The 20,658-nt window shown below is 63.3% G+C and carries 21 protein-coding genes and 1 tRNA gene; 2 read left to right on the top strand and 20 right to left on the bottom strand.

Translation table 11 applies throughout. The features are described 5' to 3' along the window. Positions 1-528: 528 nt before the first annotated feature. Positions 529-1,329, top strand: coding sequence for an ABC transporter permease (locus tag OUZ30_RS07460; RefSeq protein WP_266181603.1), 801 nt, complete (start codon positions 529-531; stop codon positions 1,327-1,329). Positions 1,330-1,379: 50 nt separating this feature from the next. Continuing rightward, positions 1,380-2,147: an ABC transporter ATP-binding protein gene (locus tag OUZ30_RS07465; RefSeq protein ID WP_266181604.1), complete on the top strand. Its 768-nt coding sequence runs from the start codon at positions 1,380-1,382 to the stop codon at positions 2,145-2,147. 1,382 nt (positions 2,148-3,529) lie between these two features. Here OUZ30_RS07465 and OUZ30_RS07470 read toward each other — a convergent pair. The 20 genes from OUZ30_RS07470 to OUZ30_RS07565 form a co-directional block, all read right to left on the bottom strand. Then, positions 3,530-3,615, bottom strand: a tRNA-Leu gene (locus tag OUZ30_RS07470). A gap of 25 nt (positions 3,616-3,640) precedes the next feature. Next, entirely contained in the window at positions 3,641-4,222 is a 582-nt protein-coding gene (locus OUZ30_RS07475) for a cysteine dioxygenase family protein (protein WP_266181605.1), read from the bottom strand. Positions 4,223-4,289: 67 nt separating this feature from the next. After that, on the bottom strand, positions 4,290-5,393 hold the full coding sequence (gene metX / locus OUZ30_RS07480) for a homoserine O-acetyltransferase MetX (protein WP_266181606.1): 1,104 nt from the start codon (positions 5,391-5,393) through the stop codon (positions 4,290-4,292). After that, the gene (locus OUZ30_RS07485; RefSeq protein WP_266181607.1) at positions 5,390-6,451 is read right to left on the bottom strand and encodes a tetratricopeptide repeat protein; all 1,062 of its coding nucleotides are present in this window, start codon (positions 6,449-6,451) and stop codon (positions 5,390-5,392) included. The genes metX and OUZ30_RS07485 overlap by 4 nt, the downstream gene beginning before the upstream one ends. Next, positions 6,448-6,906, bottom strand: coding sequence for a cytochrome c-type biogenesis protein (locus OUZ30_RS07490; RefSeq protein ID WP_266181609.1), 459 nt, complete (start codon positions 6,904-6,906; stop codon positions 6,448-6,450). The genes OUZ30_RS07485 and OUZ30_RS07490 overlap by 4 nt, the downstream gene beginning before the upstream one ends. Further along, positions 6,903-7,448, bottom strand: a complete 546-nt coding sequence (locus tag OUZ30_RS07495; protein WP_266181610.1) for a DsbE family thiol:disulfide interchange protein — start codon at positions 7,446-7,448, stop codon at positions 6,903-6,905. The genes OUZ30_RS07490 and OUZ30_RS07495 overlap by 4 nt, the downstream gene beginning before the upstream one ends. Then, entirely contained in the window at positions 7,445-9,418 is a 1,974-nt protein-coding gene (locus tag OUZ30_RS07500; RefSeq protein ID WP_266181611.1) for a heme lyase CcmF/NrfE family subunit, read from the bottom strand. Before OUZ30_RS07500 ends, OUZ30_RS07495 begins: the two co-directional genes overlap by 4 nt. After that, positions 9,415-9,882, bottom strand: coding sequence for a cytochrome c maturation protein CcmE (ccmE, locus tag OUZ30_RS07505; protein ID WP_266181612.1), 468 nt, complete (start codon positions 9,880-9,882; stop codon positions 9,415-9,417). The genes OUZ30_RS07500 and ccmE overlap by 4 nt, the downstream gene beginning before the upstream one ends. Before the next feature lie 22 nt (positions 9,883-9,904). Further along, entirely contained in the window at positions 9,905-10,105 is a 201-nt protein-coding gene (ccmD, locus tag OUZ30_RS07510; protein ID WP_266181613.1) for a heme exporter protein CcmD, read from the bottom strand. Continuing rightward, entirely contained in the window at positions 10,102-10,911 is an 810-nt protein-coding gene (locus OUZ30_RS07515) for a heme ABC transporter permease (RefSeq protein ID WP_266181615.1), read from the bottom strand. Before OUZ30_RS07515 ends, ccmD begins: the two co-directional genes overlap by 4 nt. A 6-nt stretch (positions 10,912-10,917) precedes the next feature. Further along, positions 10,918-11,604 (bottom strand): heme exporter protein CcmB, encoded by a 687-nt coding sequence (gene ccmB, locus OUZ30_RS07520; RefSeq protein ID WP_266181617.1) that lies wholly within the window; start codon positions 11,602-11,604, stop codon positions 10,918-10,920. Continuing rightward, positions 11,601-12,239, bottom strand: a complete 639-nt coding sequence (gene ccmA / locus OUZ30_RS07525) for a cytochrome c biogenesis heme-transporting ATPase CcmA (protein ID WP_266181618.1) — start codon at positions 12,237-12,239, stop codon at positions 11,601-11,603. Before ccmA ends, ccmB begins: the two co-directional genes overlap by 4 nt. A 117-nt stretch (positions 12,240-12,356) precedes the next feature. Then, positions 12,357-12,782, bottom strand: coding sequence for a DUF3293 domain-containing protein (locus OUZ30_RS07530; RefSeq protein ID WP_266181620.1), 426 nt, complete (start codon positions 12,780-12,782; stop codon positions 12,357-12,359). Next, entirely contained in the window at positions 12,775-14,181 is a 1,407-nt protein-coding gene (locus OUZ30_RS07535) for an FAD-dependent oxidoreductase (protein WP_266181621.1), read from the bottom strand. Before OUZ30_RS07535 ends, OUZ30_RS07530 begins: the two co-directional genes overlap by 8 nt. 205 nt (positions 14,182-14,386) lie before the next feature. After that, the gene (phbB, locus tag OUZ30_RS07540; protein ID WP_266181622.1) at positions 14,387-15,148 is read right to left on the bottom strand and encodes an acetoacetyl-CoA reductase; all 762 of its coding nucleotides are present in this window, start codon (positions 15,146-15,148) and stop codon (positions 14,387-14,389) included. Positions 15,149-15,252: 104 nt separating this feature from the next. After that, positions 15,253-15,735, bottom strand: a complete 483-nt coding sequence (gene phaR, locus OUZ30_RS07545) for a polyhydroxyalkanoate synthesis repressor PhaR (RefSeq protein WP_266181623.1) — start codon at positions 15,733-15,735, stop codon at positions 15,253-15,255. Positions 15,736-15,824: 89 nt separating this feature from the next. Continuing rightward, positions 15,825-17,381, bottom strand: coding sequence for a DHA2 family efflux MFS transporter permease subunit (locus OUZ30_RS07550; RefSeq protein WP_266181624.1), 1,557 nt, complete (start codon positions 17,379-17,381; stop codon positions 15,825-15,827). Positions 17,382-17,399: 18 nt separating this feature from the next. Further along, positions 17,400-18,602 (bottom strand): HlyD/EmrA/EmrK family protein, encoded by a 1,203-nt coding sequence (locus OUZ30_RS07555; RefSeq protein WP_266181625.1) that lies wholly within the window; start codon positions 18,600-18,602, stop codon positions 17,400-17,402. Then, positions 18,589-20,097, bottom strand: coding sequence for an efflux transporter outer membrane subunit (locus OUZ30_RS07560; protein ID WP_266181626.1), 1,509 nt, complete (start codon positions 20,095-20,097; stop codon positions 18,589-18,591). The genes OUZ30_RS07555 and OUZ30_RS07560 overlap by 14 nt, the downstream gene beginning before the upstream one ends. After that, a complete protein-coding gene (locus OUZ30_RS07565) occupies positions 20,094-20,612 on the bottom strand; it encodes a MarR family winged helix-turn-helix transcriptional regulator (protein ID WP_345781041.1) in 519 nt (172 codons plus the stop codon). Before OUZ30_RS07565 ends, OUZ30_RS07560 begins: the two co-directional genes overlap by 4 nt. Positions 20,613-20,658 lie beyond the last annotated feature (46 nt).

Genomic DNA, 20,658 nt, shown 5'->3' on the forward strand with positions numbered 1-20,658 from the left:
ATCCACGGATGCGTGCCGTAGTCTTTGCGGGCGTTGCCAAGGGCGGCTTTGGCGGTGAGAAATCCATTCTCACTTGTGAGACTTGACGCTAATTGGTGGCTATACATGTGGCCACCAGCAATGCAATTTCGTCGTATAGGTTTTCAGTTATTGAATTATTGCCAATCAGCAACATGATTGACGCTTGGATGTAACGTTGTTGGGTTAATGCCGTGCCTGACGGCAAATGAAGCGTTCATTAATATCGCGTTTGCCATATCAACGTCCGGGTAGTAGGAGCCGGGCAACGAGGCTTGCGTGGCGCTGTCGTTGGAGGGAGTTCAGGTGCCATAGGCTTCTTATCTAACCTTTCCATACGCATCGTCAACTCAGATATGACGGCAATATAACTAAAGAGACGCAGTTGTGTAAGTTACGCGCAAGGATATTGAGGGCAAAGTGTCATGATTAAGCTTGATTTAGGCAGGTCTGATGAATGTCCGATCACAATGGATTAGACTCATTTAGTCCCCTGAAAAGTTAGCCGTCATGTACAAACCTTCATCTGTGACCGCGATGTCTGACATCGCGGCAGCCGCACGTCGCCTGTCACTTGTCGGCATTCTTGGCTGGCAGGATGTGCGTCAGCGTTACCGCAGATCGACTCTCGGCCCGCTCTGGCTGACGATCAGCATGGGCGTCATGATCGGAACCATTGGGATCGTCTTCGGGTCCATTTTCAAGGCCTCGATGACTGAATTTCTGCCATCCCTCGCGAGTGGCATTATTTTATGGGGCTTCATATCGACTGTCATCAATGAAGGATGTTCCAGCTTCATTGCTTCAGACGCCATCATCAAGCAACTGCCCATTCCCTTGTTTGTTCACATCCTTCGCATGATGTGGCGCAACATGATAATGCTTGGCCACAACTTGCTTATATTTCCAATCGTACTTATCGCGGTCGGAAAGTCTGTACACCTCGTAATATTCCTTTCGATCGCCGGCTATGCGCTTCTCTTACTCAACCTGACATGGATGACGTTGATTTTAGGGGTTGTATGTACTCGCTATCGAGACTTGGCGCAAATCGTGGCCAGTGCATTGCAGGTCTTGTTCTACCTGACCCCGATTGTGTGGTTGCCAGCAAGCCTGCCGAAACAGGCTTCCGTATACCTTCTTAATTTCAACCCTGTATACCATTTGCTGGAAATTGTTCGCGCCCCGTTATTGGGAAATATGCCAAGTGCGACAAGCTGGATGGTGTCTGGTGCGCTCGCGCTGGTTGGTTGGGCGCTGGCCCTGGTTACCTACGGTAGCTTCCGGCGACGCATTGCTTATTGGTTATAACTTCATAGCAAACCCTTTCCGAGCAAATCTGCAGTTACCGAAGTGAAACTATGGCCCTCATTGAATTCAAAAACGTCTGTGTCGACTTCGCGATCTACAACGCCAGTGGTCGATCGCTGAAGAAGCGCCTCATTCAGGTGGCGACGGGTGGACAAATTGGGGCAGACCACGAAGGTCGCGTCGTGGTTCGTGCGCTCGAAAACCTGACCTTCTCTCTGCGCGATGGGGACAGGGTGGGTCTGTTGGGCCACAACGGCGCCGGGAAGAGCACTCTATTGAGGGTGCTCAGCGGTGTTTACGAGCCGTCGTCTGGAGCCGCCCGTATTGAAGGGAAGGTTGGCTCATTGATCGATATTTCACTTGGAATCGATCACGAAGCCACTGGGCGAGAAAATATTTACACGCGCGGCGCATTGCTTGGCATCGGGCGCGCGAAAATGAGGCAACACGTAGACGAAATCATTGCTTTCTCCGAGCTCGGTGATTTCATCGACATGCCCTTGCGTACTTACTCTTCGGGCATGCATTTGCGCCTGGCGTTCGCTGTGTCGACTATCCTGCGTCCCGAGATCTTGCTGATGGATGAGTGGCTTTCCGTCGGAGACGAAGGCTTCAGGCATCGCGCCGAAGCGCGATTGAACAAAATGGTCGAGGCCACCAACATCCTCGTGCTCGCTTCCCACTCTCGAGACCTTATCCTGCACACGTGTAACCGTGTCATCTGGCTCGAACATGGCAAGGTCCGCATGTCTGGTGATCCACGGACGGTGACGGATGCTTACTTTGGACAGATGCAGAGTGAGCGAGAGGCGGCATAGCCGCGGGCGGACTTCGATGACACCGTTCAACGGGCTGTCGTCGTGAGTGTGTGCTCGTTAGTGGGCTAGGCGCGATGGCCCGCTCGGGTGTCGAACCTCGTGAGCACATGCAGCAGCCATGCTTTCGGTAGGTGCCTGACATTCAGGCGGTGTAGGGGGCTTTTTGTTGGCCGGGGTTGGCGCCCAATTCAGTAAGCCAGGCTGGTGGCGTTTTCGAGAGCGCCTTCGAAGCTATTCGCCATGATGCCTGCGCCTGGCGGCAGGCGAGTCCGCAGCCAGGTATCAGCCAGCCCCCATCGTCATATGGCCGTCGCGCACGCGTGGGTGTGAATTTCTCGTGACCACCACGGCCTGCTGCTCGGTCACCAAACGTTCGCGCGGCATAAGGTAAAGAGTCGATTGTCACGGACGATGCCCTTCAAACCGACCGCATAAATCCCCCATTTTGGTTACGAGGTATTTCCATGCGAATCCTAGGCACGACGCTACTCATTTCCGCACTGGTGATATCCGGTGCCGCTCTTGCTCAAGATGCCAGCCAAGCCCCGATGGGCCCCGGCAGTAGTGCGGCGGGTGGTGGAATCTCGACGACCTGCCAGTTCACGAAGGGGCCAAAGGCAGGTCAAGTGCAGCATTGGCCATCAAATGCTCCCGATGTGACGCCTACGGCGATCGGTCAGGGCTGTACGGATGGGCAGAAAAGCTATGGCGTTGCGATAGCTGATGCCCCCAAAGGATCCTCGAAGCCTTCGGGCGGGCATTACATCGAGGGTGGGAGCGGGACGTTCGAGCCAAATGACGGTTTCTCGAGCACTTGTCAGTTCGACAGTGGGCCAAGGGCGGGTCAAGTACAGCATTGGCAGCGGGGCACTGCCGGCTTGGCGCTTGTGGCGATTGGCCAAGGTTGTACTGATGGCAAGGATAGCCATGGCATCGCGATCGCTGACCCTGAGGGCGGCGGCGGTTAGTGGCCTCGCATCGGTATTCATCGCCGTCGAGATGACCTAAGGCGAGAGCGATGAAGCGCGAACCTACGATCTCGCGCGTCGAAGACCGTGCCCGGCTGGCCTATTTATAGGCCAGCCGGGCATCTTTTCGGGAGCTTGTGACGGGACCCTCGCGGGTAACCGCAGGTAACCAGGTCAGAGTCCGTCACCACAAGCCTGCGTCTGGCTCACCGCGACAGGCAATAGGTATCACCCGCAGTGGCCGACGCGGCTCTCACCCGCTTTCGGCCTCGTACTACGAGCACCGTCGAGCCACATGGCGGGCACAAAAAAAGCCGCCTTTCGGCAGCCTCATTTGCTTGGTGGACGTGAGGATTGCGGAGCGTATCCCGAATTGCGGAGCGCCCAGGTACTGCTAAAGCTCACGTAAACCATTGGTACCGGTGATAGGACTCGAACCTACACGACATCGCTGCCAGTGGATTTTGAGTCCACCGCGTCTACCATTCCGCCACACCGGCACAACGAACGCTAATTATGCCGGGTTCAGTGGACCGGGTCGAGCCCCAATTTGCGGTCGGTGCGCTCGTAGTGCTCTTTGTCGTCCAGTGGCTGGAAGGTCGCGCAGTGCGTCATCTGGCCCGAATAGATGTGCAGGCTGACGGCGACAGCCTCGTCGCTGGCGTTGCGGATGGTGTGGTACTCATGAGGCGGGATCAGGCTACCGGCGGAGCCGGGGCCGGCCTGGATCGAGCCCACCGGCTGGAAGCGATAGAGGCCGTTCTCGTTTTCCAGGCGCTCGTACTGCACCACTTCCAGCGCGCCACTCCATACGCCTTCCACGCACCACATGCCGCAGTGGTCGTGAATGGGCGTGCCCTGGCCCGGGCCCCAGGTCATGGCTACCACGCAGTAGCCGTGTTCCTCGCTGCGATACAGCTCGCGGCGCGCGTAGCGGCCTTCGGCGGTTTCGAAGACGCAGTCTGGCAGCCGCACTTCCTGGCCGCGGATGAGCTTGCAGAGGCTGTTGCGCAGGCTGTCGGTGACGTCGCGGGTGCTGTCGTGGGCGACTGCGGCGTCGATGGCATCGATCAGTTTGCGGGAGCCGGGGAAATCGAGGGTGAGCATGAGGTTCTCGGGTTGCGGTGCTACCCGGCCATCTTAGCAGCGCGGGGCGGCGACGGCTTTGGGGCGTTCAGAGTCTGCTGAGAAATCCGCCAATGGCGCGGCTGTAATTGGGGATGTCGACGAGGAAGGCGTCGTGGCCCTGTGGCGAATTCAGCGCCACGAATTCCACGGCAGCGCCCGCCGCGCGCAGGCCTTCGGCGATCTGTTCCTGCTGTTCCAGCGGAAACAGGATGTCGGTGCTTACACCAATCACCATGGCCTGCTCGATGCGGATGCGCTTCAGGCCTTCCAGCACGCTGCCGTCACCGTATTCGGCGATGTCGAACCAATCGCTGGCGCGCGAGAGGTAGAGGTAGCTGTTGGGATCGAACGTGCGCACGAAGCGCTGCGCGTGTCCTTCGAGATACGACTCCACCTCGAATTCCAGGCCGAACGGATTGTCGTCGCGTTGTTCCGCATCCAGGCGGATGCGTGCGAAGCGGCCGTTCCATTCCATCGCCGAGCGATAGGTGATGACGCCGAGCTTGCGCGCGATGCTCATGCCGTCCTCGGGGTAGCTATCGGCGCCGTAGTGACCCCGGTTCCAATGTGGATCGAGCCGGATCGCCTCGCGCTGCAGCGAGCGAATGGCGATGGCGAATGGCTGCGCCTGGGGCGCGGTATCGACGCTGATATGGGTGCGCACGCTGCCCGGGTGCAGCACCATGTAAGCCAGCGCGCTCATGCCGCCCATGGAGCAGCCGATCAGGCAGCCCAGTTGCTCGATGCCAAGGCCCCTGACGGCCGCATGCGCCGCGTTGGCGACGTCTTCCAGCGACAGCTCCGGAAAATCGAGACGATAGGGTTCGCCCGTGGCCGGATTGATCGATGCGGCGCAGGTGGAGCCCTTGTCGCTACCTAGCGAGTTCACGCAGATCACGAACCAGCGCGAGGTGTCGATGGCCTTGCCCGGTCCGATCATCGCCTCCCACCAGCCGGCCGAGGGATCGTCAGCGTTGGAGGCTGCGTGCGCGCTGGGCGACAGGCCGGTGAGGATCAGCACGGCGTTGTCGCGTGCGGGACTCAACTCGCCCCAGGTTTCGTAGGCAACGCGGGCGCCGTGGAGCTCGCCGCCTCGCTTCATCGCAAAGGGCGAGGGCAGGGCGCAGTATCGGCGGGCGTCGCGATTCATCTATGAACCTTGTCGATGCTGATCTTGATGGGAGTGTGGTTGTTGACGTCGACAACACCGGCATCACCTTCCAGATCGCCCGCCTGGGCGATGGCCTGGCCGCTCCTGCTGATGCGTGCGCCAACGAACACGCGCGGCACGGAGGATAGTTTGAGTTGGGGTGCCATGCCCATGGCATCGGTGAGCGTGACGGTGGCGGGCAGGGCCGTGGCATCGAGGCGCGCCACCGCCAGCGGCATCGGCGGGCCTTGTTCGGCGCGCGCGTAGACGAACAGGGTGTCGCCCGGGGCCAGCTTGCTCTTGAGCGCAGGGGCGAGGGCGATTTGCACCTGCAGCGCGGGGCCCTGAGCGTGGTCCGTGGCGGCGGCAGCGGGCGCTTCGGGAGCGAGCTTGCCACCGTCGCGCACGCGGGCGTCCGCCACGGCGATCTGCTCGCTGACGGCCTTGGCGACGGTGGAGTCCGGATCCAGCAGCGGCTGCAGCTGGCGCCAGGTGGCGGCAGCTTCGCTGTAATGGTCATGTTGGAACTGGCTGATGCCGAGCAGCCACAGGCCACGCTGGCTTTGTGGGTCCAGCTTGACGGCATGCTCCAGCAGCTCGAGCGAACGGCCTTCGATGCGATGGTCCTGGCGAATTAACGAATCGGCTTCGGCCCAACCCACCATGGCCACGCTGTTGTTGGGGTCCAGGCGCAGCGCCTGGTCATAGGCGTCGCGTGCATCGGACGGGCGCCGCATGGCGCCGTAGGTCTGCGCCAGCAGCATCCAGCCCTGCTGGTCATCAGGCTTCTGCGCAAGGTGCGCCTTCAGTTCGCCAACGGCCTGGTCGATGCTCATGGCGGCATCTGGGCGTTGCACGCCAACCAGCGCCACCGGCGTGCCGACCAGTCGGTACAGCCCGACGGCGGCCAGCGGCAAGGCGAGCGCCACCATCAGGGCGAGCACAAAGATGCTGCGGGGGCGACCTTGCTGGCGACCGTGACGGATCAGCGGCAACAGCAACAAGGCCAGCGCCACGGCGATCATCGCCGTGGCGATCAGAAAGAAAGCGAGTTTCACCAGTCGTCCCCTTCGTCGGTCGACTTGTCATCCATGGTGGCGACCGGCGCCACGCGACTGCGACGGCGCACCGTCACCACGACCACCACCGCGCCTGCCAACAAGATGGCCAGCGGACCAAACCACAGCAGCAGCGTGCTGGATTGCACCGGCGGGTCGTACAGCACGAAGTCCGAATAACGGTCGACCAGATATTGCTTGATCTCGTCGTCGCTCTTGCCCGACTGCATCAGATCGAACACTTCATGACGCAGGTCGCGGGCAAGGTCGGCGTTGGAGTCGGCCAGATTCTCGTTCTGGCACACCAGGCAACGCAGTTCACGCGTCAGATTCTGGAAGCGCACTTCCTCGGCGTGATTCTTGAACGGCAGCGGATCGATCGCCTGCGCAAACGCGATGCCGGTGAAAAACATCAGCGCCAGCAGAAGCGCACCCAGTGCGCGATGTCCACTCATGGCGAGGTTTCCTTCGCCAGCGCCGCGATGGCGGGCCTGAGTTCCGTCTTGATCACGTCCGGCGTCAACGGCCCGATGTGTTTGTAGCGAATGATGCCCTTGCCATCGACCAGGAAACTCTCCGGCGCGCCGTACACACCGAAGTCGATGGCCGTGCGGCCTTCCTGGTCGACGATGACCATGTCGTACGGGTTGCCGTGTTCGGCCAGCCAGGCCTTGGCGTCGTTCGCGGCGTCCTTGTAGTTGTAGCCGATCAGCGGCACGCCGATGGACTTGCCGTCCGTCATCAGCACCGGATGTTCGTCACCGCAGGCGATGCACCAGCTGGCGAAGACGTTGATGAGGTAGGGCTTGCCTAGCAGCGAATCGCGGCTGACGGTCTGCGCGGGCTCATCCAGCCTGGGCAGCACAAAGGCAGGCGCCGGCTTGTTGATCAGCGGCGACGGCACTTCACGCTGATCGTGTTGGGTGTTCCACCAGATGCCGAAGCCGAACAGCGCCACCAGCAGCACAAAGCCGAAGAACGGCAGCAGGCGACTCATGCGCGCGACTCCTGCAGCGCGGCTGCGGGCACCTCGGACGTTTCCGCTACGCGCTTGGCGCGGAAGCGACGATCGGCGGCGGCGAAGAACCCGCCCAGCATCATGAGCAGGCCGCCGGCCCAAATCCAGCGCACAAACGGCTTGTCGTACAGGCGCAGTGCCCATGCGCCTTCCGGTTGGCTGCGATCCATCGGTTCGCCCAGGGCCACGTACAGATCGCGTGTCACGCCCGGATCAATTGCCGACTCGGTCTGCACCTGGCCGCGCGTATACGTGCGCTTCTGCGGATGCATCACGGCGATCTGCTTGCCGTTGCGCATCACCGTGACCGTGCCCTGGTCGCCTTGCCAGTTCGGGCCGGTGGTTTCCTGCACACCGTCGAAGCGGAAGTCGTAGCCGCCGATGGATTCGGTCTGTCCTGGCGACAGGCGCACATCGCGCTCGACGCTCAGCGCATTGGTGAGCAGTACGCCTGCCAGGAATACGCCCACGCCAAAGTGCGCCAGCAGCATGCCCGCCATCTCGGCGGGGTAGCGGCGACCCGCAGGCATCTCGCGCCAGCGCTTGATCACAAAGAGCAGGGTGCCGAAGCCGCACCACACGGCGGCCGCAGTGCCCGCAATCACCTTGCTGGTGCCGTCGGTCAACAGGCCCGCGACGATGGCGCAGGCCGCCGCGGCCAGTCCGGCACGCAGCATCACGCCCTTGAGCAGCGCGGTATCGCCTTTGCCCCAGCGCAGGTACGGACCGAACGGCAGCAGCGCCACGATCGGCAACATCAACAGGGTGAACAGGAAGCCGAAATACGGCGGACCCACCGAGATCTTGCCCAGATTCAGTGCGTCGCCGATCAAGGGGAACAGCGTGCCCAGCAGCACCATGGCCGCAGCCACGGTGAGCATCAGGTTGCCAACAAGAATGGCGGTCTCGCGCGAGACCACGCTGAACGGCTTTCCGCCCGCCACCTTTGGCGCGCGCAGTGCATACAGCAGCAAGGAGCCACCGACCACGATGGCGAGGAAGCACAGGATGAAGAGGCCGCGCCTCGGATCGGACGCGAACGCATGTACCGAAGTGAGCACGCCCGAGCGCACCAGAAAGGTACCCAGCAGCGACAACGAGAACGCGAAGATCGACAGCAGGATGGTCCACGCGCGCAAGCCGCCGCGCTTCTCCGTCACCGCCTGTGCATGGATTAGCGCCGCACCGACCAGCCATGGCATGAAGCTGGCGTTTTCGACCGGATCCCAGAACCACCAGCCGCCCCAGCCCAGCTCGGCATACGCCCACCAACTGCCCGCCACGATGCCGGCCGACAGAAAAGCCCACGCGACATTGGTCCATGGACGCGCCCAGCGCACCCAGGCCTGTTCCAGTTCACCGCCGAGCAAGGCTGCGATGGAGAACGCGAACGCCACCGAGAAGCCCACATAACCCATGTACAGCACGGGCGGGTGGAAGGTCATGCCCGGGTCTTGCAGCACCGGATTCAGATCGCCGCCATCGGCTGGCATTGGCAGCAGGCGTTCGAACGGATTGGAGGTGAAGACGATGAAGGCGAGAAAGCCGACGGCAACCAGGCCGAGCACGCCCAGCACGCGCGCCACGAACACCTCGGGCAGGTGCCGGCTCAACGCGGCAAGCGCCAGCGTCCACACGTTGAGGATAAAGATCCACAACAGCAGCGAGCCCTCATGCGCACCCCACACGGCCGCTACGCGGTAGTACCAGGGCAGGGCAAGATTGGAGTTGTCGGCGACATAGCGCACCGAGAAATCGAATTGCAGGAAGGCCCAAACCAGCAGGCCGAACGCCAGCGCCACGAACACCGCCTGACCGGCCGCGGCGGGCCGGGCGACGGCCATCAGCGCACGGTTGTTGCGCCAGGCACCGATCAGCGGCAGCACGCCTTGGGCGACGGCCAGCAGCAGGGCCAGGATCAGCGCGAGTTGACCGAGTTCCGGCGTCATTGCGGCTTGTCCTGCCCGGCGGCTTCATTCACTTGCTTGCCCTCGTGCGCCTTGGCCATGGCGTCTTTCAGCTCTTTCGGCATGTAAGTCTCGTCATGCTTGGCCAGCACTTCGGTGGCGATGAAGCGTGCGTTGTCCATATGGCCGCTGGCGATCACCGACTGATTGTCGCGGAACAGGTCCGGCAGGATGCCGGTGTATTCCACCGGCATCGAACCGCTGGCATCGATGACGGTGAAGGTGACTTTCAACGAATCGTTGCTGCGCTGGATGGAGCCTGCCTTGACCATGCCGCCCAGACGGAAGTTCTTGTAGCTGGTGGCCTGGCCTGTCTGCACCTGGCTCGGCGTGAACAGGTAGTTCATGTTCTGCTGCAGGGCGAACACGATCAACCCAATCGCTACGACGGCCGCGGCGATAACAGAAAGGACAATGGTGAGCCGGCGCTTGCGAGTGGGATTCATGAATTGCTCTTGCGATGATTGCTCATGGCGACGACGGGGTACGTTGCTGGCGCGCAATCTGGCGCGCCATACGGGCACGCAGCTCGCGCAGGTCGCGGCGCCGGCGCAGGACCGGGCTCACGTAGTCGGCGATCAGCACGATAAAGAACACGGCGTAGGCCGGCCATACATAGGTGGCATAACCGCCCATGGCGATAAAGCTGTCCCAGGAAAAAGCGCTCATCGCTGGCTCTCTCGCTCCGCCGCTCCTGCGCGTCCTGCGCTCGCGGCACTCGCACCTCCTTGTGCTTCGGCGATCTGGCGCACCCAGTCCTTGCCGCTTTCCAGCGACAGCAGATCGGTACGCACGCGGCCGAACAGGCTCGCGATGTAATAGCACTTGGTCGCGGCCATCATGGTCAGCAGCGGCCACAACATCTCGCGGCTCATCTTGGACGGACCCAGGATGCGCACGGTGGAACCCTGGTGCAGCGTGTTCCACCAGTTCACCGAGAAATGCACGATCGGCACGTTGATGATGCCGATGATGGCGAGGAATGCAGCGGCGCGTGCGCCCTGGCGACGATCCTCGAACGAGTGGTACAGGCCGATCACGCCCAGGTACAGGAACAGCAGCACCAGCTCGGAGGTGAGCCGCGCGTCCCACGTCCACCAGGTGCCCCACATCGGTTTGCCCCAAAGCGAGCCGGTGACCAGGGTGATGAAGGTGAAGGCCGCGCCGATCGGCGCCGATTCCATCGCCACCACTTCCGCCAGCTTGATGCGCCAGACCAGCGAGATGAACGAGGCGACCGCCATGACGGCGTAGATAAACAGGCCCATCCACGCGCAGGGCACGTGGATGAAGATGATGCGGTAAGCGTCGCCCTGCTGGTAATCGGCGGGCGCCAGCACCAGGCCGCCATACAGCGCCACCGCGCCCAGCAGCAGTGCCAGCGCCAGCGCCCAGGGGCGCAGCGTGCCGGCGAAGCGGTAGAAGTTGGGCGGCGAGCTGAGCTTGTGTACCCAGAGCGGGATCCAGTTGGCCATAGCGTCTCAGGCGTCCAAGGCAATTCGTAGGGCGGCGGCGCAGGCCAGCGGCGCCAGCACCAGGGCCATGGCCAGTGCGGCCCCCAGCCAGGCGATGGGCGCGAGCCACGGCAGACCCTGTTGTGCCGCGGCCACGGCGCCAGCGGCAAAGATCACCACTGGCACGCAAAGCGGCAGCAGCATCAAGGCCAGCAGCATACCAGAGCGACGGGTGCCGGCCGTCAGCGCCACCAGCACGGCGCCCAGCAGGCTGAGCAGCGGCGTCGCCAGCAGCAGCGCGTAGATAAGCACCGGCATCACCGCGGTCGGCAGATGCAGCATGCCGGCCAGCAGCGGCGCGATGACGATCAGCGGTAATGCGGTGGTGATCCAGTGCGCGAGGATCTTCATGCCCATCATCAGCGCCAGCGGCTGCGGTGACAGCATCAACTGCTCCAGCGAACCGTCCTCGATATCGCTGCGAAACATCGCGTCCAGCGCCAACAACATGGCCAGCAGCATGGTCACCAGTACGGCGCCGCCGGCAATGCGTTGCAGCAGGGCGTCTTCCGGACCCAGTGCGAACGGGAATAGCGTAGTGACGATCAACGCATAGAGCACCGGCATGACGATGTCGCCACGGCGGCGCCAGGCCAGGGTGAGGTCGCGACGCAGGACGGCGGCGCAGGCGGGGGCAAGCGGAGCGTGACTCATGCGTGCATGCGCACCCGTTTGGGTTCCCCGTGAAGAAAGCTCACCGCGCCGTGACTGGTGACCAATACTGCGCCACCGCTGGATGAGTGTTCGGCGAGCAGGCGATTGACCAGGTCGATGCCGGTGCGGTCAAGGTTGGCGTAGGGCTCATCCAGCAGCCACAGCGTGGCCGGCAGCAGCAACAGGCGGGCAAGTGCCGCGCGTTTCTTCTGGCCAGCGGAGAGGCGGCGGACAGGTTCGTCTTCGTAGCCGGACAGACCGACGTCCGCCAAGGCGCCGTCAACATGGCGACCGCAGCGCGTGCCATAAAGACCCGCGGCCACATGGAGGTTCTCACGGGCGCTGAGATCCGACTTCAGTCCCAGGTGATGCCCCAGGAACAGGGTGTCGCCCAGGTGTTCTTCGCGTCGCCAGGGGCGTCCACGCCAGTGCAGTTCGCCTTCATCGACGTGCAGCAGACCGGCCAGGATGCGCAGCAAGGTGGTCTTGCCGCTGCCGTTGTCACCTTCGATCAAGGCGACTTCGCCCGCCCGCACGCTGAAATCCAGCGGGCCGAACACAGGTTCGTCCTGGCGATAGAAGGAGAGCGCCCGTGCTTCCAACAGGATAGGGGCGACGGCAGGCAAGGCAGTCATCGCGCGATTGTCCGCAATGGCTGGCAAGCTTGTCCATGTGGCGCAGTGCCGCCAGCGAATTCTCCGCTCGTCGTCACCGGTTCAAGCCAGGTGAGACGACTGCGGTTGGTCGACGACTCAACGTTCACCAGGATGCGGCATCAGACGCAGTTGCGCCGCGGCGGGGCCGTGGCCGTGAACGTAAGCGTTCTGCCCGAAGCGTTGGGCCAGGCGATCGAGCAGATCGGGGGCAGGCCCGATAACGAACAGGCTGGGCTCCTTCCAGCCATCGCCACCGACGCCGATGGCGGCATGCACGGCGATCATTTCGGGTTGCGCCCTCAAGGCGCCAAGGAGCTGTCGTTGTGCACGGCGGTTGGCCGCGCGTGCCCGCGGCTGCGAATGAGGATTCCAGGCGGTGATAAAACCCCAGCGGTGATCCCCTACCCAATCCACTAGTGGATCGGGCAGGGGATGATCGATCTGGATGTTGGTCCGGCCGCCGCATGGAAGGCGCACTCGATACTCGGTGGCCCGGTAAGCGGCGAGCAGGGACTCATCCATGCCGCAGATCGGGCAGCGGCGGGAGGATGGCGCGGAGGGCGGCGACCGCGGCATCCAGGTCGACCGACGTCGCCTGGGTCGAGCCGCGCAGCAATTGCTCCAGCAGCTGATCCTGTGCGCGGCCGCGCTCGAAGGCGTAGGCGTAGGGCAGGTGGGTGAAGGTCACCATGCGATAACGCGCCATGAAATGCTGCGGCGCGCGTGCGGCCAGCAGTGCGCCCAGGTCGCGCTTGGCGAGATAGTGCGGATCGGCGACGGAGTCGCGCATCTCCACGTAGTTTTCCAGCGCCATCGCCGCGATGGCGTCGGCGTTGGGCTGGCGGATGCGTTGGAATTCCGCGAACGCGTCGGCCGTGTCGTTGGGCGACTGGGCCAGCAGCGAGGCCAGCACCACGGTGTCTTCGAAGCCGCAATTCATGCCCTGGCCGTGGAACGGCACGATGGCATGAGCTGCATCGCCGACCAGCAGCGCGCGCCCGTCGAGATGCCAACGATGCAGATACAACGTGGATAGGGTGCCGACGGGATGGCCCTCGTAGTCCGCGGCGAAATCGGGAATCAGCGGCAGCAGGTCGGGGAAATCTTCCTGGAAGAACGCGTGGGCTGCCTGGGTATCGGGCAAGGTCGCAAAGCTCGGGTGGGCACCCTGGGCCGGCAGGAACAAGGTGACCGTGAAGCTGCCTTCGGTATTGGGCAAGGCAATGCACATATAGCCGCCGCGCGGCCAGATATGCAGTGCATGCGGTTCCACCGCGAACTGGTCATGGCCGCCGCTGCGACCGACCAGGTCCGCCGCCAGCACGCCAGCGGAGGGGATCTCCAGCTCCTTGTAGGCATGGCCAAGTGCATCCACCCGCTCGCCCAAGGGGGTGTGGGCATTCATCGCCGCGCGCAGCGCCGAGCCGGCACCATCGGCGCCAATGATGACGGCAGCATCGAGGTCCCGCTCCACCCCTTGCTCGTCGGCCAGGCGGATGCGGCGCGCGTCGAAATCAGCAGTCACCAGCGATTGGCCAAAATGGAAGCGCACGCCCGCCGCTTCCGCGGCATCCAGCAGCAGCATGTTCAGGGCGCCGCGAGAGACCGACCAGATCACCTCGCTATCGTCCACGCCGTAGCGCTGCAGGCCGGAACGGCCATCGCGCGTATGCACCATGCGGCCGCGCATCATCACGGCACGTTGCAGCACGTCCTGCGCCAGTCCGGCTTCGCGCAGTGCCTGCAAACCACGTTCAGCCAAGGCCAGGTTGATCGAACGGCCACCGACGAAGCCGGCTATTCGGGGATCGGGGCGTTTTTCGAACACATCAACTGCAAACCCTCGTCCGGCCAATTGCTGGGCCAGCAAGGCGCCGACCAGGCCGCCGCCAATAAGGGTGATCGTTTGCTGCTGCGCCATGGTGCGTTCCGTCGGGGCAATCAGAACACTGTTCCTCAAGCTGCCGCGGACTGCAAGGCTCTGGGTTGGAGGATCGGGGGTGGGTAGCGGCGGTGCGAAGACCTGGCGTTGTCGCAGCCCCTGATCGAAGGCAGGTCGCGGCGATGAAGTTGGCGTGGCGCCCTTTTTTTTTGCGCCTCCGCTACCCATCCCCATCCCCGCTTTCTCAGAAGCTCATGAAGTAGCCGCCATTCACCGGCAGGTTCGCGCCGGTGATATAGCCAGCGTCGTCCGCCGTGAGAAAGGACACCGCACGCGCGATATCGGCGGGCGAACCCAGGCGGCCGACGGGAATGTCCGAGATGATCTGGTCGCGGATGTCGGCCGCTACGGCGGCCACCAGCGCGGTGTCGCAATAGCCAGGCGATACGGTGTTCACCGTGATGCCCTTGCGCGCCGTCTCGCGCGCCAGGGCCATGCCGAAGCCATGCACGCCAGCCTTGGCGGCGGAGTAATTGGTTTGGCCGAACTGGCCGGTCTGGCCATTGACCGAGCTGAGATTCACGATGCGGCCGAAGCCTCGCGTGCTCATGCTCTCGACGACATGGCGGCAGGTGTTGAAGACGCCGTCGAGATTGACCCGCATCAGTTCGTGCCATTGCTGCGGCGTCATCTTGCGCAGGCTGGTATCGCGCGTAATGCCGGCAGCGTTGACCAGGATGTCGACGCTGCCGTAGCGGCTTTCGGCGCGGCCGATCAATTCGCCGCAACTGTCGAACTGACTCACATCACCGGGTTCGAACACGACCGCGCCATTGAGATCGGCCAGTTCGTGCCGGAAGGCTTCCAGCCGTTCCTCGCGTCCAGGCAGGTCGACAGCGATGACCTGGCGTCCGGCCTCGGCCAGCTGGCGACAGATCTCGGTGCCGAGGCCGCCGATGCCTCCGGTGACGATGGCAACGCGCGGAGTGCGGACAGAAGGGGTCATGGGTGGGAACTCGTACACGGTCATGCCGCAGGGCAGCACGTGCTGTGCTGCAGCGGTCGATAGTCGGGAGATGGCTGGCGCCCGTGGGCGCCGGCCGGAACGGATTAGCCGGGCTTCTTGCCGCTGCCTGGCGGCTTTGCCTGGGTGGCGGCGTCCAGCAGGCCGCGCTGCATGTTGCGCCACGCGTCCATATTGCGTTCGGTCAGCTCGTTCAGCATCGACCAGGGCGTCTGCCCGAGCAGGCTGTTGAGCTGGGTACGGAACTGCTGCTGCTGGTCCAGGAACACCTGCAGGCTGCGCTCCAGATACGGCCCCATGAAGCCCTGCAACGAGTCGCCGTAGAAGCGGATGATCTGGCTGAGCAACTGGGGTGACAGCATCGGCTGCCCCTTTTCCTCGTGCTCAGAAATGATCTGCAGCAACACCGAGCGGGTCAGGTCGTCCCCGCTCTTGGCGTCGCGGACCTCGAAGGTCTCACAGTCGAGCACCAGCTGACGGACCTCTTCCAGCGTGATGTAGCTGGAGATCTCCGTGTCGTAGAGCCGGCGGTTCGGGTACTTCTTGATGATGCGGATCGTTTGTGCCATGCGGCACAAACTAGCAGAAGGTATTGCGGCGCACCAGTCGTCCGTGACTTACGTCATGTTGCGACCACTTGTGCAGCAATCCTTATGGATCAGTGGCCTGCTGCCGGACCACCGGCGCTGCCGAACGGCGGCTTGGCGAACCACAGCACCGGAATCAAGAGCACGAACAGGATGGCGCATAGCCAGAAAATATCATTCACCGCCAGGGTCAGTGCCTCCTTGTTGACCAGCTGATCGGTGATGCCCAGCGCCTGGGTCGGACTGAAGCCGCCGCGGTTCAGCTGCTGCAGCACCTGGCTGGCCGGTTGGCTGGCGGTGGTCACGTTCTCCGTCAGCGTGGCGTGGTGCCAGATGCCGCGGTGTTGCCACAAGGTCACCGACACGGCGGTGGAAACGCTCGATCCCAGCGTACGGAAGAAATTGGCCAGGCCGGTGGCGCTGGCGATTTCCTCGCCGGGCAATCCCGCCAGGTAGATCTGGTTGAGCGGGATGAAGAAGCAGGGGATGGCAATACCCATCACGAAGCGCGGCAGGATCAGCGAGTTGAACGACGCCCCGCTGTCGAATGTCGAGAACCAGTAAGACGTGCCCGCGAATACGATAAAGGCAAAGGTCACGACCGCTCGCAGTTCCAGTCGGTGCAGGTTGCGTCCGAGGAGCGGCGCGATCAGGAAGGCCAGGACACCCACCGGTGCCGAGGCCAGGCCAGCCCAGGTGGCGGTGTAGCCCAGGGTGGTTTGCAGCCACAACGGGAACACCACGTTGATGCCGAAGAAGGCGAACATGCCTAGTGATTGGGCAGAGACACCGACGGTGAAGTTGCGCCGTCGGAACAGGCTCAGGTCGACCACCGGGTGTTTCGCGTTCAATTCCCACACGATCAGGAAGGTCAGGCACACCAGCGCGACAAGGCCGAGCGTGGCGATCATCGGCGAGGAGAACCAGTCGTGATCGTTGCCGTTGTCCAGCATGAACTGGAGGCTGCCCACGCCGGCCACCAGCAGCACCAGGCCGATGACGTCGATCGGCGACTGGAACACCTTGGTTTCACGCTTGCGCAGCAGCGACCAGGTGATGGCAGCGGCGAGCAGGCCTACCGGCACGTTGATATAGAAGATCCACGGCCAGGAGAAGTTGTCGGTCAGCCAGCCGCCCAGGATGGGGCCGAAGATCGGCGCCACCACCACGGTCATCGCCCACAACGCCAGCGCGATGCCCTGTTTGGCCTTGGGATAGCTCGATAGCAGCAGGGTCAGCGACAGCGCCACCATCGGACCGGAGCCGGCGCCTTGCAGCAGACGGCCGATCACCAGCATCGGCATCGACGTCGCCAGGCCGCACAGCATGGAGAACACCACGAACAGCATCACCGAGAAGACGAAGGTCTTCACTTCGCCGAAGCGTCGCGCGATCCAGCCGGTAAGCGGCTGCATGACGGCGCTGGCGAGCGAGTAGGAACTGATCGTCCAGGTGCCCTCGCTTGCACTGACGCCGAGACTGCCTGCGATATGAGGCACGGCGACATTGACGATGGTCATGTCCAGCACCTCCATGAAGGTGCTGAACGCGACCGCGATGGTCAGCAGGACCAGCGCACTGCCTTGCAGTGGCGGTAGCGGCTGCGTGTCGTTGGGGGTGGAGGCCATGGCGGTCTGGGTCGCTTGTCAGTTCGCGTTGCGCTTGCCCAGGTTGGCCTCGATGATCTTCTCGGCCTCCGCATCGGCCTTGCTGGCCATCTGCTCGTACACGTCGGTCTGCGCCACGGGCTGGCCGTTGTTGACAGGTGCCATCACCGGACCCGAGTCGTCGGTAATGTCGACCGTGACTTCGGTGGACAGGCCTACGCGCAGCGGATGCTTGTCGAGCTCCTTGTCATCGAGCGCAATGCGCACCGGCACGCGCTGTACGACCTTGATCCAGTTGCCGGTGGCGTTTTGCGCGGGCAGCAGCGAGAACACGCTGCCGGTGCCGGCGCCCAGGCCGATCACCTTGCCGTGGTAGGTGACGCCGCTGCCGTAAAGGTCGCTCACGATCGTGGTCGGCTGGCCGACGCGGATATGGCGCAGCTGGTTTTCCTTGAAGTTCGCATCCACCCACAGCTCGTGCAGGGGCAGCACCGTCATCAGCTGCTGGCCCGGCTGCACGCTGTTGCCCACTTGCACGCTGCGCTGCGCGACATAGCCGCTCACCGGCGCGAAGATGGCATTGCGCTGCGAGGCCACCCAGGCCGCGCGAAAGTTGGCACGAGCCTGTTCCACCGCCGGGTTGCTGGTGATCTCGGTGCCTTCGATCGAGGCATGCGCGGCAGCGGCCTGTGCTTGGGCCGAGTTCAAGGCGGCCTGAGCCTGGTCGACGGCATCACGCAGATGCTGCACGGTCTCGGGTGCTTCCGCCTGTTCGGCGATCAAGGGCAGGCGGCGCTTGAGATCGGCCTGGGCTTTCTTCAGATCGACTCGCGCGGTGACGACCTGCGCATCGGCACCGGAGGCCGATTCGGTCTGCTGACGTACCTGACGCACGGCCTGCGCGAGCGCGCTGCTGACCTGCTGCAAGCGCACGTCGGCGTCGGTGCTGTCCAGCTTTACCAGGATCTGGCCGGCTTCGACACGCTGCGTGTCGTCGGCGAGGATCGCCACCACGATGCCCGACACCTGGGCAGAAATGGCCACCTGATTACCGCCCACATAGGCGTTGTCGGTCTTTTCGCGCGTGGAGAACACGAACACCCACAACAACACCCATGCCGCCGCGGCGAGGATGAAGATCGACGCGACGATCAGCAGCGTACGTCGACGCTTGGCCGGATCCTTCGCGGCCATGCCGCTGTCGTTGTCCTGCGATGCGGCAGCGGAATCAGTGGCGCTCATGCGTGGCGTCTCCGGCAAGGTTCGAAGTGGAATCGGAAGAGGGCGTGCTGCTTGCCTGATCCGGTGAGCCGGCGCGATAACCGCCGCCAAGCGCCTTGATCAGTGCGAGATCGGTGGAGAGGGCCTGCGCCTGCAGACTGAGCGCGTTGTCGCGCTGCTGCAGCAGCTGCGCCTTGGCGCCGAGGGTCTCGCGGATATCACGTACGCCCTGGCGGGCACGGGCTTGTGCGGCGGCGACCAGTCGTTCATTGGCGTCGATCTGCGCTTGTTGCTCGTGACGGCGCCCGGCCAGTTGTTGGGCGGTGAGGCTTTGCGTCGAGACATCGCGTGCAGCGCTCAGCACCGTGCTGTTGTACTGTGCCACGGCCGCATCGAGTTGTGCCTTGCTCACGCCGTAATTGGCCTTGAGCAGTCCGCCAGTGAAGATCGGCAGATGCACAGCCGGCGTCAGCGCGAACACGCGGCTGCCGGAGCTGAAGAACTTGTCCATGTCGAGACTGGAAAGACCGGCCATGGCGCTGATGCTGATATCGGGGAAGAACTCCGCGCGCGCGACGTCGGTCTGGCGCAACGCCGACTCCACCTGCCATCGACTGGCGGCAATATCCGGACGGCGGGCCATCAGGTCCACGCCCACGTTGTCGGGCAGGCCGCTGTCGAAAGCGGGCAGGGCGCGCGGCTGCAACGGAGGGAGGTCAGCTGGAGCGACGCCGACCAGGCTGGCCAGTGCGGCCACGCGGATCTTGGCGGAACTCTCGATGGTCACCAGCATTTCGCGTGAAGCGGCGAGCTGCGCTCTTGCCGATTGTGCGGTATCAGGAAGATCCACGCCCTGGTGCACGCGCAGTTCGGCGATGTGGACCAGCTGCTCCTGCGTCTGCACGGCCTGGCGTGCGATATCGATACGCGCTTCATCGGCCAGCCAACCGAAATAGGTGTCGGCCACGTTGCTCTGGATCGCCAGGGCCGCCGCACTGTGCTGCGCCTCGGCCGCATGGGCCTGATCCACGGCGGATTCGATCGTGTCGCGCTTCTTGCCCCACCAGTCAAAATCGTACTGCGCCTGCACGCCGAGGTCCGCTTGGTTGTACCAGGTGAAACCGAGGAACTTGGGCGGAATCAGCCCGGTTTCGCTCAATCGTTGGCGCTCGAACTGGCCACTGCCGTTGACGCTAAGTCCGGCCTGCGCCGCCGTGGCGCGAATCGACTGTTGCGCCGAGTCCACGCGCGAGCGTGCCTGTGCAATGTCGGGAGAGCCCTTCATGGCCATCTCGATCAGCGTGTCCAGCTGCGGATCGTTGTATTGACGCCACCAGTTCGCGTCGGGCCAGCCGGCGCGTGTCGTGACATCGAGACCTGCGAGCGGTACATCGTCGCGGATCGCCGGATGGCTCAATTTTGAGGGGATCGAACAGCCCGCCACGGCGAGGGCGATGGCACAGGCCAGTGCCGCCCGATAGCCGAGTCCGTGGCGAATCGCAGAGTGTGCAGTCATGGACGAGGGTCCGGATGGGTAAGCGAATCGATGTTGAGAGCGACCTGGCGCAGCAGGCGATCAAGCGTGCGCTTGTCACTCGCGCTCAGCGAAGCGAATGCGCCGAGCACTTGGGGGAAAAGGGGAGGGACGATCTTGCGCACCAGGCGCTTTCCCGCAGGCGTGATGCTCAGTACGACACGGCGACGATCCTCGGCACTGGACGCGCGGGTTACCAGGCCGGCCTTTACCAGCACATTGGCGATGCGCGTCATGTTGGTGGCGCCCTGTTGCGCGTAATCGCAAAGCTCGCTGGGGCTCGCGCTGCCGGAAGGGCTGCTGTGAATCATCATCAGCGTGCGGAAGTCGCTGTCGTTCAAGCCATAAGGCTTGAGGTTGCGCTCCAGCTCTTCCAACAGGTTGCCGCCCACCAGCAGCAACAGCCGCGTCAGCTTCACCTCCTGCAAGGGGATGCCCGGAAGGATTTCGCCCGCGCGGGCGATTCCGGCATCCATGTGCTCGAGGCACTCGTTCATCCGCTTCATTTCATCAGAGGATATTTAGCCAGTGAAGTATTAGGCT

It is taken from the genome of Dyella humicola, from assembly GCF_026283945.1.
GTDB lineage: Bacteria > Pseudomonadota > Gammaproteobacteria > Xanthomonadales > Rhodanobacteraceae > Dyella > Dyella humicola.